Source organism: Microvirga pudoricolor (genome assembly GCF_016892705.1).
GTDB lineage: Bacteria > Pseudomonadota > Alphaproteobacteria > Rhizobiales > Beijerinckiaceae > Microvirga > Microvirga pudoricolor.
On sequence record NZ_JAFEMB010000007.1, the window covers coordinates 60,853 to 73,872 of the forward strand.

Sequence of the window (13,020 nt, forward strand, 5' to 3'; positions counted from 1 at the left end):
TGAAGCGGCCGCAAGGCTTGTATTATTCGTCTTAGGGAATATTATTCATCCAATGGAATGGTCCGTCGAGTATACGGACGAGTTCGGTGAATGGTGGAACGGTCTCCTGGAAAGGGATCAAATCAGCATCGATGCGCATGTTCGTCAGCTTGAGCGGAGGGGGCCCAATCTGCCTTTTCCTTTCTCAAGTGGCATTAGTGGTTCTCGCCACCCTCATATGAGAGAGTTGAGGGTGCAAAGCCATGGGAAGCCGTTGCGAATTTTCTATGCATTCGACCCACACCGCTCCGCCATCCTTCTGATCGGCGGCGATAAAACGGGAGACGGGCGGTTTTACGACCGGATGATTCCTGTCGCAGATGACCTGTACGACGTTCATCTGGCAGAGCTGGAGAGGGAGAAAGCCCATGGCCGGTAGGCATTCCTTTGCGAATCTGCGCGCCCGCATGTTGCGTGAAGCGGAGGCTGTGGCGGAAAGGGAGGCTCGGCGTCTTGGCGAGGAGATGGATCTCGCCGAGGTTCGCCGCGCCTTGCGCCTGTCTCAGGAAGAGATCGGGCAGACCTTGCAGATCGGTCAGGGCTCTGTCGCCAAGATCGAGAAGCGCGCCGACATGTATGTCAGCACCCTGCGCCGGTTCATCGAGGCCATGGGTGGCGAATTGGAGATCGTCGCCCGGTTCCCGGATCGTGACGTCAGGATCAAAAACTTCTCCGACCTGTCCGAGAAGTCACGCCCCTGACGTATCATGGCGGCCGACGGGCATGAGCCTATATCCCCAGAGAAGGGTGTCGATCCGCTGGGTCTCTCAGGCGGATCTCCGCCTGGTGACTGGGGCTGGCGTCGAACCGGCGCCGTCCCGTTTCGCGAGCCATAGCAGCAGGGGCAGCAGCACGGCCTGGACAATGGTCAGGGCCAGCAGCAGGCCGAAATTGTTCGCCGCATAGTCGGCATGCATCACCGCCTGCCGGACGTGCCCGATGGCGACGCCGATGTCGAACAGAACGATGTAGGTGACGACCGCGCTCTTGAATCCGATCCCGCGCCAGAACGATACGATGCCGGCGATTCCGATGGCGATGTCGGCGACGCCGATCTCGAATTGGAACGGGCTGACCTGCCATCCGATCGACGCCGCCGCGACCTCGGGCGCGAAGACGTGAAAGAGGCCTGCCCACAGGAAGGACAGGCCGACGGGCAGGAGGAGCATCCAATCCAGCAGACGGGAAGCCAGCGGCCGACCGTCGCGACGGACCAGGGCCAGGGCGATGGCCAGCGCGAAGCTGAGGGCGGGGATATTCGACAGGATGAAGCGGATCGTCTCGGCCATGTCGGGTCTCTCGCGCTGGCACAGCGGCAGGGCCAAGCGGCTCGCCGGCGGCGGGGTGCTCGCGTGGGCAGCCTAGCCGATGGGAGTGGGCTGCTCAGGAAAAATGCTGCCTCGACGTCCCGCATCAACAGGAATCCGAGCTCTCACAACGGCATCGTCAGCCGAAACACCGTCCCGTTCTCCGAGGTGAGGCTCACATGCCCGCCGAGCTGGGCCGCGAAGGCGCGGATGAGCTTGGTGCCGAGGGACGACGGATCATCCTTGTTTCCGATCAGTCCACGGCCGTTATCGCGCACCGTGACCTCCAGGCCGCTGTCGCTGCGATGGACGGAAACGGCGATCTGCCCTTCCTGGTCGGGAGCGAAAGCGTGCTTGAAGGCGTTCGAGATCGCTTCCGTCACCGTGAGGGCGAGGGGGATGGCCTTCTCCAGGTCGATGGCGATCGGGTCTGCGTCCAGATCGAGCTCGATCCCCCGCGCGGCGGCCCCGTAGGCGGCGGATAGCTCGCCGATCAGGCGGCCGAAATAGTCCTGAAGGTTGATCGTGCCGCCCGTATCCGTCCGATAGAGCGTGTCGTGGATCAGGCCGATGGAGCGCAGGCGATCTTGGGTTTCCTGGAAAGCCGTCTTCACGTCCGGGTCCTTGAAGCGCCGGGCCTGGAGCTGCAGCAGGCTCGATGTGACCTGGAGGTTGTTCTTCACCCGGTGGTGGATCTCCTTCAGCAGCACCACCTTGTCGGAGAGGGCCTTGGCAAGGCTGTCATTCGCCTGACCGAGCTCCCGATTCAGATCGTGGAGGCTGCGCTGGGTCTCCTCGGTCCGGTAGCTGAGACGGATGCCGAACCAGGTCAGCCAGGCGAGCGCCACGAGCACGATGATCGTGACGGCGATGCTCCAATAGAGCCCCTGCCACCAGACCGAGAGCGCCGCCGCCACCGGGATGCTCGCCGTCACCGTCACGGGCCACCGTTCGAGGCGGCGGAAGGACACGATCCGCTCGGCACTGTCCGAGGTCCGGTCGGACCGGTAGGTGCCGGCCTTCTGACTCGTGAAATCCGTGAACAGGCGCGAGCGCGCCAATGTGGCATTGGTCCGGTCCGGTGTCAGATCCGTGCGGGCGATAACGCTGCCGTCCCGGTCCCAGATGCCGAGAACGAGGTCACCCGCATTCTCGTTCATGTTCGAGACCTCCTGCAGGAAGGTGGGCCGCAAGGCCACCATGGCAACACCGTCGAAATCGCCCTTCACATCCGGAATGCGGCGGGTGTAGGTGTAGAGGATCTCCTTGTTGTACTGGCCCAGGATGGCCCCGCCCACGATCGTGTCGGCTCCGGCCCGGTGGGCCTTGAACCAGCGCCGGTCGGCAAAGCTCATGTCGGCGACCGGAAAGGCGCCGGTCATCGAGACCGCGTTGCCGTTCCGGTCCATGATCAGGAAGAGGTCGCCGGCCGAGGACCGCTGGGTCATGTCCACGAGAAGGTCGTGCGCCTCGCGCGAGCCCTTCAGGGCGTCGGCCCCGCCCTTGAGGGCCACGTACTCGATGATGTCCTTCAGGAGCAGGTCCCCGGTCTCGAGGGTCCGCTTGGTGTATTCCTCCATCAGGAGGGCAAGGTCCTGCGTGGCGGCCTCGGCCCGGTTCATCGCATAGCGGTATTCGAGCCACACGAAGGTGCCGCGCATGCCGATGATCGCAACGGCGAACAACAGGGCCGTCGCGTAGAGAACGGTACGGACGTCACGGACGGGGATCATCACGCTACTCTGGAACGGAGGCCCGGGGCGTCCGGACCCCATGGTTCTAGCGCGGAACCCGGGTCCGCTCCACCCGCAAGCGGACGCATTTCAAGGAAAGCCTGGGGTGACAGGCCGGGGAGCGATTGCTAATCAGGCGCCGGATCCCCCTTTCGAGCCCGAGAAACCCTTTCATGTCACACGCCGATCTCGCCGCCACCATCGATTCCGCCTGGGAGGACCGGGCCAACGTCGCACCCGCGACGACCGGGACCATCCGTGAGGCGGTCGAGGAGGCCCTGAGCCTGCTCGATTCCGGCAAGGCGCGCGTGGCCGAGAAGGCGGGCGGCGAATGGCAGGTGCATCAATGGCTCAAGAAGGCCGTGCTCCTGTCCTTCCGCCTCAACGACATGGGGATCATCAAGGGCGGGCCGGGCGAGTCCGTTTGGTGGGACAAGGTCCCGTCCAAGTTCGACGGCTGGACCCCGGCCGAGTTCAAGGACGCGGGTTTCCGGGCTGTGCCCAACTGCACCGTGCGGCGGGGCGCCTTCATCGGCCCGAACGTGGTGCTGATGCCGTCCTTCGTCAATCTCGGCGCCTACGTGGACGAGGGCACCATGGTGGACACATGGGCAACGGTCGGTTCCTGCGCCCAGATCGGCAAGAACGTGCACCTGTCCGGAGGCGTCGGCATCGGCGGCGTGCTGGAGCCGCTTCAGGCCAACCCCACCATCATCGAGGATAACTGCTTCATCGGGGCCCGCTCCGAGGTGGTGGAGGGCGTCGTGGTGGGCGAGGGCTCGGTCCTGTCCATGGGCGTATTCATCTCGGCTTCGACCAAGATCGTGGACCGCAACACCGGCGAGGTCTTCGTCGGCAAGGTGCCGCCGTATTCCGTGGTCGTCCCGGGCTCTCTCCCGGGCAAGCCGCTCCCCGACGGAACCCCCGGCCCGTCGCTCTACTGCGCCGTGATCGTCAAGCGCGTGGACGCCCAAACGCGGGCAAAGACGGGGATCAATGAGCTGCTGCGGGATTGAGCTTGAAGCAATAATGTTTTCAGGAAGCCGGCAGCGGCCTCGCCCGGAGTTGTGTCATGACATGTTACATCGGGCTGGCCTACAAGGATCCCGACACCTCTTACGGTGTCGTGTTTCCCGATTTTCCAGGCTGCGCGACGGCTGCCGAGAAGCTATCTGAAATTCCCGGCATGGCCGAAGAGGCGCTAGCGCTTCACATCGCCGGGATGGTGGAGGACGGCGAATCCATCCCGGAGCCGTCTTCCTTCGAAGCCGTGATGGCCAACCCCAAGAACCGGGATGGCGTCCCCATCCTGGTGGCCGTCAAGACCGTATCGCCGTCATACGCACCGTAAGCGATGCGGCCTGAAGGCTGCGAAATTTTACCGGACAGCGATTGATTTTCCGAGAGATCATGCTTCATGAGCGCATGACGCACGAACACTCCCCCGTCTCCCTCGCCCAATCCCTTCTCCGCTGCCCCTCGGTGACGCCCGAGGAGGGCGGGGCGCTCGCTTTCGTGGCGCAGGTGCTGGGAGATGCGGGTTTCGAGGTGCACCGGCCGGTCTTCACCGCCCCGGACACGCCGGACGTGGAGAACCTCTATGCCCGCTGGGGCACGGGCCACCCGTATCTGCTCTTTGCCGGTCATACGGACGTGGTGCCGCCGGGTGATCTGAACCGCTGGACCCATGACCCCTTCGGCGGCGTCGTCGTCGATGGCGAGCTCCACGGGCGCGGTGCGGTGGACATGAAGGGCGGCATCGCCTGCATGATGGCGGCGGCGCTGGAATACCTCGCCGAGAACCCGGATTTCGGCGGCTCCATCGGCTTTCTCATCACCGGTGACGAGGAAGGGCCCGCGATCAACGGCACCGTGAAGCTGCTCGAATGGGCGCGCGAGCGCGGCGAACGCTTCGACCATTGTGTCCTGGGTGAGCCGACGAACCCGGACCGGCTCGGCGACATGATCAAGATCGGCCGACGCGGCTCCCTGACGGGCAGGCTCACGGTCGAGGGCAAGCAGGGCCATGTGGGCTATCCGCACCTGGCCGAGAACCCGATCCCCCGCCTGATGCGCCTCCTCGACGGGCTGCTGCGCGAGCCCCTGGACCGGGGAACCGAGCATTTCGACGCCTCCAACCTGGAGGTGACGACGGTGGATGTGGGAAATCCCGCCGCCAACGTGATCCCGGCCGAGGCGCGCGCCACCTTCAACATCCGCTTCAACGATCTCTGGTCGCCGGACAGCCTCGGCGAGGAGCTGGAGCGCCGCCTGCGGGAGGCTGCGGGCAATGACGTGCGCTACAGGCTGCACCTGGAACCCACCAACGCCATAGCGTTCCTGACGCCCCCCAACGATTTCGTGGGCTTCATCGCCGAGGCGATCGAAGCCGAGACCGGGCGGCGTCCCAAGCTCTCCACCACCGGCGGCACATCGGATGCCCGCTTCATCGTCAAGCACTGTCCCGTCGTGGAGTTCGGGCTGGTGGGCCAGACCATGCACCAGATCGACGAGCGCGTGGCGGTGGCCGATCTCGACCGGCTGGCCGCGATCTATCGCAAGATCTTGAACGCCTACTTCGCCGTGGGCCGCTGAAAGCGGCTGACGGAACCTCCAGCTTGGCCGTATAAGACTAAAGTTCAATGCGGCTCGGAACCCAGGCGCGGGAGCGCCGGTTCTGTCAGGGAGCCTCGGGGCATGTCTCGGGTTCTCGCTGGAACGTTTGGAGGCGACAGATGCTCGTGACGGCCGACGAGGTAAACCGCTCCTTCAAGGGCACCGTGGATCTGCTTCATGCCCGTGCGGAAGGTCTCAAGTCCTTCGACTTCAGTGAGACGGGTTTCTGGCATTCGTTCTCGGCCATCGGCCTGACGCTTCCGGCCTATATCGTGACGCTCGCGCTCGAACGTCACCGCCTCGGCATTCTCCAGCCCGACAATCCGCTTCTCGGCAGCCTGTGGCTCGACGGTCTCGTGGCCCTGGGGTTCGCGGCGGGCTTCCTGGCCCTGCCGCTCGCCATGATCGGCATCACGCGAGGTTTGCGCCTGACCCACCGTTACGTGCCGTTCGTCATCGTCACCAATTGGATTGCGGTCGTCGGTTTGCTGACCCTGGCGTTCCCGGGCCTGCTGATGCTGATCGGCTGGGCGCCGCCTTCGTTGGCGGGGTTCTTCACCCTGGCTTTCGCCGCGCTTCTGCTGCGCATGCAATGGTTTGCCACCAAGGCGACGCTGGGGGTATCGGGTGGTTTAGCCTTTGCGATCGTCCTGCTCGGCCTTGGCCTCAACGCCGCCATCGCGGGGGCGATGCGCGCCTTGATCGGCTAATTCGTCCATCGGCGGATAGTCGACCCCGATCAGGTACAGGCCCGCCGAAGGCGCCATCGGGCCACAACGGCTTCGGTCCCTGGCATCGAGCGCCGCCTTCACGTCCGCCACGCTCCACCGGCCCGCGCCGGCGCGCTCCAAGGTGCCCACTATGGAGCGCACCTGATGATGTAGGAAGGAGCGGGCTGAGGCATAAACCCGGATCTCGTCGCCGATCCGCTCCACGTCGAGCCGGTCGAGGGTGCGGATGGGGCTGTTGGCCTGGCATTCGGCGGCCCGGAAGGTCGTGAAGTCGTGGCGTCCGACCAGATGCTGCGCTGCTTCCTGCATGCTCGCAGCATCGAGCCGCCAGGCCACGTGCCAAACCCGGTTCTGCTCCAGCGCCGCCGGGGCGCGGCGGTTGAGGATGCGGTAGACGTAATGGCGCTTCACCGCCGAGATCCGGGCATTGAAAGCCTCAGGCACGATCTCGGCCGCCAGGATGGATACCGGTTCCGGCTTCAAGTGGGCGTTGGTGGCATCCCGTACGGTGTCGCTGCGCCAGTCTTTCTCCAGGTCCACGTGCACGACCTGATGGGTGGCGTGGACGCCCGAATCGGTGCGGCCCGCGCAGTGAATTCGCACCGCATGGCCGGCGAACCGCCCGATGGCGCGCTCAACCGCCTCCTGCACCGAGCGGCCGTTGGTCTGGTGCTGCCAGCCCGTATAGGGCGTGCCGTCATACTCGACGATGAGCTTGTAGCGCGCCATGTCAGGCCAGCCCCGCGAAGGCGCCAGGGTAGCGGGCTGGCCCGATGACAGCACGTCCGCTGAGGCTCAGACCCTGCAGATAGGGTCCGTCATAGGGTGTGCGCAGATCGCGCACGGCCTCCGCCGCGAAGCCGAAGCGGCCATAAAAGGCGGGCTCGCCCAGAACGACCACCATGTCCTCGCCCATGGCCGCGAGACGAGAGAGTCCGTCCCGTATGAGGGCCGAACCGATGCCCTGGTGCTGGGCCTCCGGCAGCACGCTTACCGGCGCGAGCGCCGAGACCCGGATCATCGGGCTGTCGAGAACCATGCGCGAGAAGGCGATGTGGCCGAGAATGCGATCCCTTCCGGCAACCAGGGACAGGACAAGATCCTGATCCAGGCGCAAACGGTCCACAAGGTCGGCTTCCGCTTCCTGCCCGAACGCCGCGCGATGAAGCGCCTGGATGGCCGCCTGATCGGCGGGATCCTCGGGCCGAACGGCGAGGGCGATCGTCATGCGAGCGAGGTGCCCGGGGCCAGCCGGACGCCGCGCAGGAATTCGTCCGCGCCCATCGGGCCCTTTCCGGCCCGCTGGACCTGGATCAGGCGAACCGCCCCGGATCCGCAGGCGACGGAGCCGTTCGGGTCGATGAGGGTGCCGGGAGCGCCGGACCCGATAGCGAGCACCGCCCGCAAGACCTTGATGCGCTCCGGCCCCTTGCCGAAATCAGCCATGAAGAAGGCGCCTGGGAACGGCGACAGACCGCGGATGTGGTTGTGAATATCCCCCGCCGTCTTTGCCCAGTCGATCCGGCCGTCGGCGTTGGTGAGCTTGTGGGCGTAGGTCACGCCGTCCTCGGGCTGTGGCGTGAAGTTCAGGCCGCCCCGCGACAGGGCCGCGAGCGCCCGCACCATCAGGTCGGCGCCGAGTCCCATAAGCCGGTCGTGAAGCTCGCCAGCGGTCATATCGGGCGCGATGGCGACCCGCTCGGCCATGCCGACCGGACCCGTGTCGAGGCCCTGTTCCATCCGCATCACGGCGACCCCCGTCTCCGCATCGCCCGCCATCACGGCGCGCTGGATCGGCGCCGCGCCGCGCCAACGTGGCAGCAGGGAGGCGTGGAGATTGAGGCAACCGAGTTGAGGGGCTTCAAGGATCGGGAGCGGCAGGATCATGCCGTAGGCGACCACAACGGCCACATCGGCCTCGTGGGACCGGAAGGTCTCGGCCGCCTCCTCGGTGCGCAGGGTCTTGGGCGTCAGCACCGGCAGGCCGAAGCGTTCCGCCATCCCGTGGACCGGAGAGGGCTTCAGCGCCATGCCCCGGCCGGCGGCGGCGGGCTCGCGGGTATAGACTGCCACGACCTCGTGGCCCTGGCCCACGATCTCGGCGAGGGTGGGCACGGCGAAATCCGGCGTGCCCATGAAGACGACCCGAAGGCTCATGGCAAGGTTCTCGTTGGGAAGGCTCTCATGCGGTCTTCTCGCGCTTGGCGGCCTTCTTGAACTTGGTCATCACCCGGTCGCGCTTGAGCTTGGACAGGTAGTCGATGAACAGAACCCCGTTGAGATGGTCGATCTCGTGCTGGACGCAGGTCGCCAGAAGGCCGTCCGCCTCCTGCTCCACGGTTTCGCCCTTCAGGTTCATGTATCGGAACCGCACCCGGTCCGGCCGCTCGACCTCCTCGTAATATTCCGGGATCGACAGGCAGCCTTCCTCGTAGACCCGCTTCTCCTCCGACGTCCAGGTGACTTCCGGGTTGAGCAGCACCATCGGGGCGCGTTCGTCCTCGGCCTTCGAGACGTCCATGGTCACCATGCGTAACGGGATGCCCACCTGGATGGCCGCGAGGCCGACCCCGGGGGCGTCGTACATGGTCTCCAGCATGTCGTCCGCGAGCCGGCGGATCTCGTCCGTCACGGCCTCGACGGGCTTGGACACCAGGCGGAGCTGGGAATCGGGAAGGATGACGAGGGGTTTGATGGTCATGGGGCCGAGATAAGGGCTCGCCCGGGGATGGTCAAATCGTTCGTCATCTGTTCGGATAGGGAAAATTTACGGATCGTCCCGCGAAATCCCTTTCATGAATGCCATTGCGTTTACCCTCGGATCCTACCCCGTGCCCTGGAGCGACTTCGCCCTTGGGGTCGCGGGCTCAAGCCTCTTCCTGCTGGTGGTCGTGACGCTGCTGCTCCTACGTTCCCGCCGGGACAGGCTCCTGGAGGAGGCGGCCTCCGAGGAGCGGGCCCGCGAGATGGACGACAAGGTGGCCGAGATCGCCCGCATCCAGGCCGAGATGACGGGCCGGCTCCGAACGGTCGCGGAGGTATTCGGCAGCCGCCAGAGCGATTTCGTCCGGGTGATCTCGGAGCGGATCGACGGGCTCCAGCACCGGGTCGGGCAGGGGCTGGCGAGCTCCACCCAATACCAGGCCGAGAACCTCTCCCGGCTGAACGAGCGTTTGGCGGTCATCGACGCGGCGCAGAAGAATCTGGCCGACCTGACGGGCGAGATCGTCGGGCTGCGGGACGTTCTGGCCAACAAGCAGAGCCGTGGAGCCTACGGGCAGGGGCGCATGGAGGCGATCATCCGGGACGGGCTGCCGAGCGGCGCCTTCGAGTTCCAGGCGACGCTCTCCAACCGCATGCGCCCGGACTGCATCGTGCGCCTGCCCGGCGACGGGCGCTGCCTCGTGGTCGACGCCAAGTTTCCGCTGGAGAGTTTCACCCTGTTCCGGGACGCGAAAGGCGACGAGGCGCGCCTCAAGGCCGCCGCCAGGGTTCGCGGCGACGTCCTGGTCCACGTGAAGGACATCGCCGAGAAGTACTTCATCCCCGGCGAGACCCAGGACATCGCCCTCATGTTCGTGCCCGCCGAGTCGATCTACGCGGACCTGGCCGAACATTTCGACGACGTGATCCAGAAGGCCCACCGGGCCCGCATCGTCATCGTGTCGCCGGCCCTCCTGTCGCTCGCCATCCAGGTCATGCAGGCGCTGGTGCGGGACGCCCGCATCCGCGAGGAGGCGCGAGTGATCCAGGTGGAGGTGCAGCGACTACTGGTGGATGTCGACAGGCTCAACGACCGCGTGGCCAAGCTCGACACCCATTTCCGCCAGGCCCAGGACGACGTGTCCCAGATCCGCATCTCCACGGACAAGATCGCCAAGCGCGGGCAGAAGATCGAGTCGCTGGAATTCGATGACGACGCGGCGCAACAAAGCGACCTGCTGAGGTTCCGCGATACGGGCCTCAGGGCTGTGGAATAGGGCTCTCCGATCCGGCGATGCCGGAACAGATGCCGGACCGCGACGTTCCCCCACCGTTGAAAACGACCGCCGCCGACGCCTCGCGTCGGCCCTTTTTCACGGATATCAAAGGAACGACATCATGGGTCTCTTCACCAAGGACATCAAAACCCTGGACGATCTGTTCGTTCACACGCTCCAGGACATCTATTATGCCGAGCACCAGATCACGAAGGCCCTGCCGGACATGATCGCCAAGGCGACCGATCCGGGCCTCAAGCAGGCTTTCCAGAACCATCTTGGCGAGACGCAGCAGCAGATCAAGCTCCTGGAGCAGGTGTTCCGCCAGCACGGCCACGAGCCCAAGGAAGTCACCTGCCCGGCCATCAACGGCATTATCGACGAGGCCCAGGAGGTCTCGGGTGAGGTGGCCGACAAGGAAGTGCTCGACGCCGCCCTGATCGCCGCAGCCCAGGCCGTGGAGCATTACGAGATCACCCGCTACGGCACGCTCGTTGCCTGGGCGAAGCAGCTCGGCCGCCCGGATTGCGCCAGCATCCTCCAGCAGATCCTCGACCAGGAGAAATCTACGGACGAGAAGCTGAACGTGATCGCCGAGAGCAAGGTCAACAGCCGCGCGGCCTAAACGCCCTCGGTCTTGGACATAGAAGAAAGGGCGGCTTGCGGGCCGCCCTTTCCATTGGAAGGTCCTGCCGGAGCGACGCGATCCGGCAGGGTTTTCCTCAAGCCATCAGGTGACGAAGAAGTCGGAGATCGACAGCTTGGCCTTGTTGGCGATCGTCGCGAAATGGACCATGTCCTTTCCGGCCGTGCCGTCCTGATCGAAGTAGAGCTTTCCGGTCTTGTGCTCGTAGATGATCTGATCGGCCTTGCCCTTGGCCTCCAGCTCGGCGTTCTTCTTGATGAAGGTAAACGAGGATTTCGAGAGGTTGCCGGCCTTGAGGCCCTTGAAGATCTCGTTCTCCACCCAGATCGTATCAGCGCTTTCGAAGCCGATGATCCGATCGACGTTGGCGGCTTTCAGCGGCTCGGCGAAGACGAAGATGTCGCTGCCGGCGCCGCCAGTGAGCACATCCTTGCCCAGGCCGCCCTTCAGGATGTCGTTGCCGCCCATGCCGTTCAGGACGTTGGCGCCCGCGTCGCCCGTGAGGGTGTTGGCGGTTTCCGAACCCGTCAGGCTCAAGCCGGTGGCGGCGGCCACATTGGCGACCGTCAGGAACTCGACCTCGGAGGTCGCCGCCAGCGTGTAGCTCACGCTGGTCTGCACCGTGTCGCTTCCGCCGATGGCGGCTTCGGTCACGACGTCGAGGGCGTTGTCGACGATGTACACGTCGTCTCCGAGTCCGCCGACCATGGTGTCGTTGCCGACCCCGCCGTCGATCCGGTTCGCGCCTGCGTTACCGGTCAGGGTGTTGTTGCTGGCGTTGCCCGTGAGCGAGAGCGCCACCGTGCCTTGAGCCGCGATCAGGTTCTCGACGTTGGCCGCCAGCGTGTAGTTGGCCGAGGCGGTCACAGTGTCGGTGCCGCCGTTGGCCCCTTCGATGACCACGTCGCCGGTGTTGTCGACCCGGTAGGCATCGTTGCCGATACCACCGTCGAGCCGGTCGATACCCAGGCCGCCGTCGAGAATGTCATCGCCCTCGGCGCCGATCAGCACGTTGGCGGCGGCGTTACCGGTGATCGTGTTGGCAAGGGCGTTGCCGGTGCCGTTGATCGCGGCCGCCCCCGTTAAGGTCAGGTTCTCGACATTGGCGCTGAGGGTGAACGTGGCGGAGGCCAAGACCGTATCGATGCCGGATCCGGCCACGGAGTCCTCGGTCACCACATCCGTCGAGCTGTCGACGATATAGGTGTCATTCCCCAGACCGCCGATGAGCTCGTCATTGCCGGCGCCGCCATCGAGGATGTCGTTGCCCGCGCGGCCCTCGAGGGTGTTGGCGGCGCTGTTGCCTCTGATAGTATTGCTGAGGGCGTTGCCGACGGCGTCCAGCTCGCCCGCGCCGGTCAGGGTGAGGTTCTCGACATTCGCAAATAGAGGCGCGTCATCGGTGAAGGAGATCAAGGCGAAGACCGTGTCGATGCCCGCACCCGCAAGCGTGTCTTCCGTAACGACATCGCCGGTCGAATTAACGAAATAGGTGTCGTTGCCGAGCCCGCCGATCATCGTGTCGCTGCCGGCGCCTCCATCGAGGGTGTTGTTGCCCGCATTGCCGGTCAACTCGTTACCGAGGTCATTGCCCAAAAGCGTCAGATCACCGGTGTTCACGCCCTCGAAACCTGAGCTCGTCAGGTCGAGAGCTGTATCGTCATCGTCCAGAGCCCAGAGCTTCAGGCTGTCGAAATATCTGGCCACGCTATCCTCCGAAGTTACGCAAGCGTTGGATCTCCCCCCAGGCGATCGCCCATCAGGCTTAGCCGGAGTAAATCTAGAACGTAACGTAGTATCGTTGGTTCCAAGATTCTTTTCGGATTTTCGCGAATGAAGGCAAATTCAGGCGTGACGACAGTGTCTTACAAGCGATTTAATTTTTTCCGGGGCTGTGTTTTCGATGAATGTCCACCCGCCGGGCGAAGCTTGCCGAACGAATGGAATCGTTCGACGCCGCCACGGACG

The 13,020-nt window shown here is 64.8% G+C and carries 14 protein-coding genes and 1 pseudogene; 8 read left to right on the plus strand and 7 right to left on the minus strand.

What is annotated here, in order from left to right; genetic code table 11:
* The first annotated feature begins 52 nt into the window (after positions 1–52).
* Positions 53–418 (plus strand): type II toxin-antitoxin system RelE/ParE family toxin, encoded by a 366-nt coding sequence (locus ILT42_RS19555; RefSeq protein ID WP_204217571.1) that lies wholly within the window; start codon positions 53–55, stop codon positions 416–418.
* On the plus strand, positions 408–740 hold the full coding sequence (locus tag ILT42_RS19560; protein ID WP_204217572.1) for an XRE family transcriptional regulator: 333 nt from the start codon (positions 408–410) through the stop codon (positions 738–740). The genes ILT42_RS19555 and ILT42_RS19560 overlap by 11 nt, the downstream gene beginning before the upstream one ends.
* Before the next feature lie 66 nt (positions 741–806).
* Here the strand turns inward: ILT42_RS19560 and ILT42_RS19565 are convergent, their stop codons facing one another.
* Positions 807–1,328: a DUF6790 family protein gene (locus tag ILT42_RS19565; RefSeq protein ID WP_204217573.1), complete on the minus strand. Its 522-nt coding sequence runs from the start codon at positions 1,326–1,328 to the stop codon at positions 807–809.
* A 143-nt stretch (positions 1,329–1,471) separates the two neighbouring features.
* Positions 1,472–3,079: a sensor histidine kinase gene (locus ILT42_RS19570; protein ID WP_204217574.1), complete on the minus strand. Its 1,608-nt coding sequence runs from the start codon at positions 3,077–3,079 to the stop codon at positions 1,472–1,474.
* A gap of 173 nt (positions 3,080–3,252) precedes the next feature.
* Between ILT42_RS19570 and dapD the strand changes: the two genes are divergently transcribed.
* The 4 genes and pseudogenes from dapD (at position 3,253) to ILT42_RS19590 (ending at position 6,405) form a co-directional block, all read left to right on the plus strand.
* A complete protein-coding gene (gene dapD / locus ILT42_RS19575) occupies positions 3,253–4,095 on the plus strand; it encodes a 2,3,4,5-tetrahydropyridine-2,6-dicarboxylate N-succinyltransferase (RefSeq protein WP_204217575.1) in 843 nt (280 codons plus the stop codon).
* Between the two features lie 56 nt (positions 4,096–4,151).
* Positions 4,152–4,406: pseudogene (locus ILT42_RS19580) on the plus strand (type II toxin-antitoxin system HicB family antitoxin); the annotation flags it as partial.
* 98 nt (positions 4,407–4,504) lie between these two features.
* Complete coding sequence (dapE, locus tag ILT42_RS19585) at positions 4,505–5,674, plus strand: succinyl-diaminopimelate desuccinylase (RefSeq protein ID WP_204217577.1); 1,170 nt, start codon at positions 4,505–4,507, stop codon at positions 5,672–5,674.
* Positions 5,675–5,814: 140 nt separating this feature from the next.
* Positions 5,815–6,405, plus strand: coding sequence for a hypothetical protein (locus ILT42_RS19590; RefSeq protein ID WP_204217578.1), 591 nt, complete (start codon positions 5,815–5,817; stop codon positions 6,403–6,405).
* On the opposite strand, the gene truA is transcribed toward ILT42_RS19590, so the two are convergent.
* Genes truA through def form a run of 4 tightly spaced genes read right to left on the minus strand, consistent with a single transcriptional unit; the run spans position 6,328 to position 9,127 of the window.
* On the minus strand, positions 6,328–7,155 hold the full coding sequence (truA, locus tag ILT42_RS19595; RefSeq protein ID WP_204217579.1) for a tRNA pseudouridine(38-40) synthase TruA: 828 nt from the start codon (positions 7,153–7,155) through the stop codon (positions 6,328–6,330). The genes ILT42_RS19590 and truA overlap by 78 nt on opposite strands.
* 1 nt (position 7,156) lies before the next feature.
* The gene (locus ILT42_RS19600) at positions 7,157–7,654 is read right to left on the minus strand and encodes a GNAT family N-acetyltransferase (RefSeq protein ID WP_204217580.1); all 498 of its coding nucleotides are present in this window, start codon (positions 7,652–7,654) and stop codon (positions 7,157–7,159) included.
* Positions 7,651–8,583, minus strand: a complete 933-nt coding sequence (gene fmt / locus ILT42_RS19605; RefSeq protein WP_204217581.1) for a methionyl-tRNA formyltransferase — start codon at positions 8,581–8,583, stop codon at positions 7,651–7,653. Before fmt ends, ILT42_RS19600 begins: the two co-directional genes overlap by 4 nt.
* 25 nt (positions 8,584–8,608) lie before the next feature.
* The gene (gene def / locus ILT42_RS19610; protein ID WP_204217582.1) at positions 8,609–9,127 is read right to left on the minus strand and encodes a peptide deformylase; all 519 of its coding nucleotides are present in this window, start codon (positions 9,125–9,127) and stop codon (positions 8,609–8,611) included.
* Positions 9,128–9,221: 94 nt separating this feature from the next.
* Here def and ILT42_RS19615 point away from each other — a divergent pair, with 94 nt between their 5' ends.
* Together ILT42_RS19615 and ILT42_RS19620 are read left to right on the plus strand one after the other, a co-directional pair.
* Complete coding sequence (locus tag ILT42_RS19615; RefSeq protein WP_204217583.1) at positions 9,222–10,406, plus strand: DNA recombination protein RmuC; 1,185 nt, start codon at positions 9,222–9,224, stop codon at positions 10,404–10,406.
* Positions 10,407–10,527: 121 nt separating this feature from the next.
* Positions 10,528–11,031, plus strand: a complete 504-nt coding sequence (locus ILT42_RS19620; protein WP_204217584.1) for a YciE/YciF ferroxidase family protein — start codon at positions 10,528–10,530, stop codon at positions 11,029–11,031.
* A 105-nt stretch (positions 11,032–11,136) separates the two neighbouring features.
* On the opposite strand, the gene ILT42_RS19625 is transcribed toward ILT42_RS19620, so the two are convergent.
* Positions 11,137–12,759: a calcium-binding protein gene (locus ILT42_RS19625; RefSeq protein WP_204217585.1), complete on the minus strand. Its 1,623-nt coding sequence runs from the start codon at positions 12,757–12,759 to the stop codon at positions 11,137–11,139.
* Between the last annotated feature and the right edge of the window lie 261 nt (positions 12,760–13,020).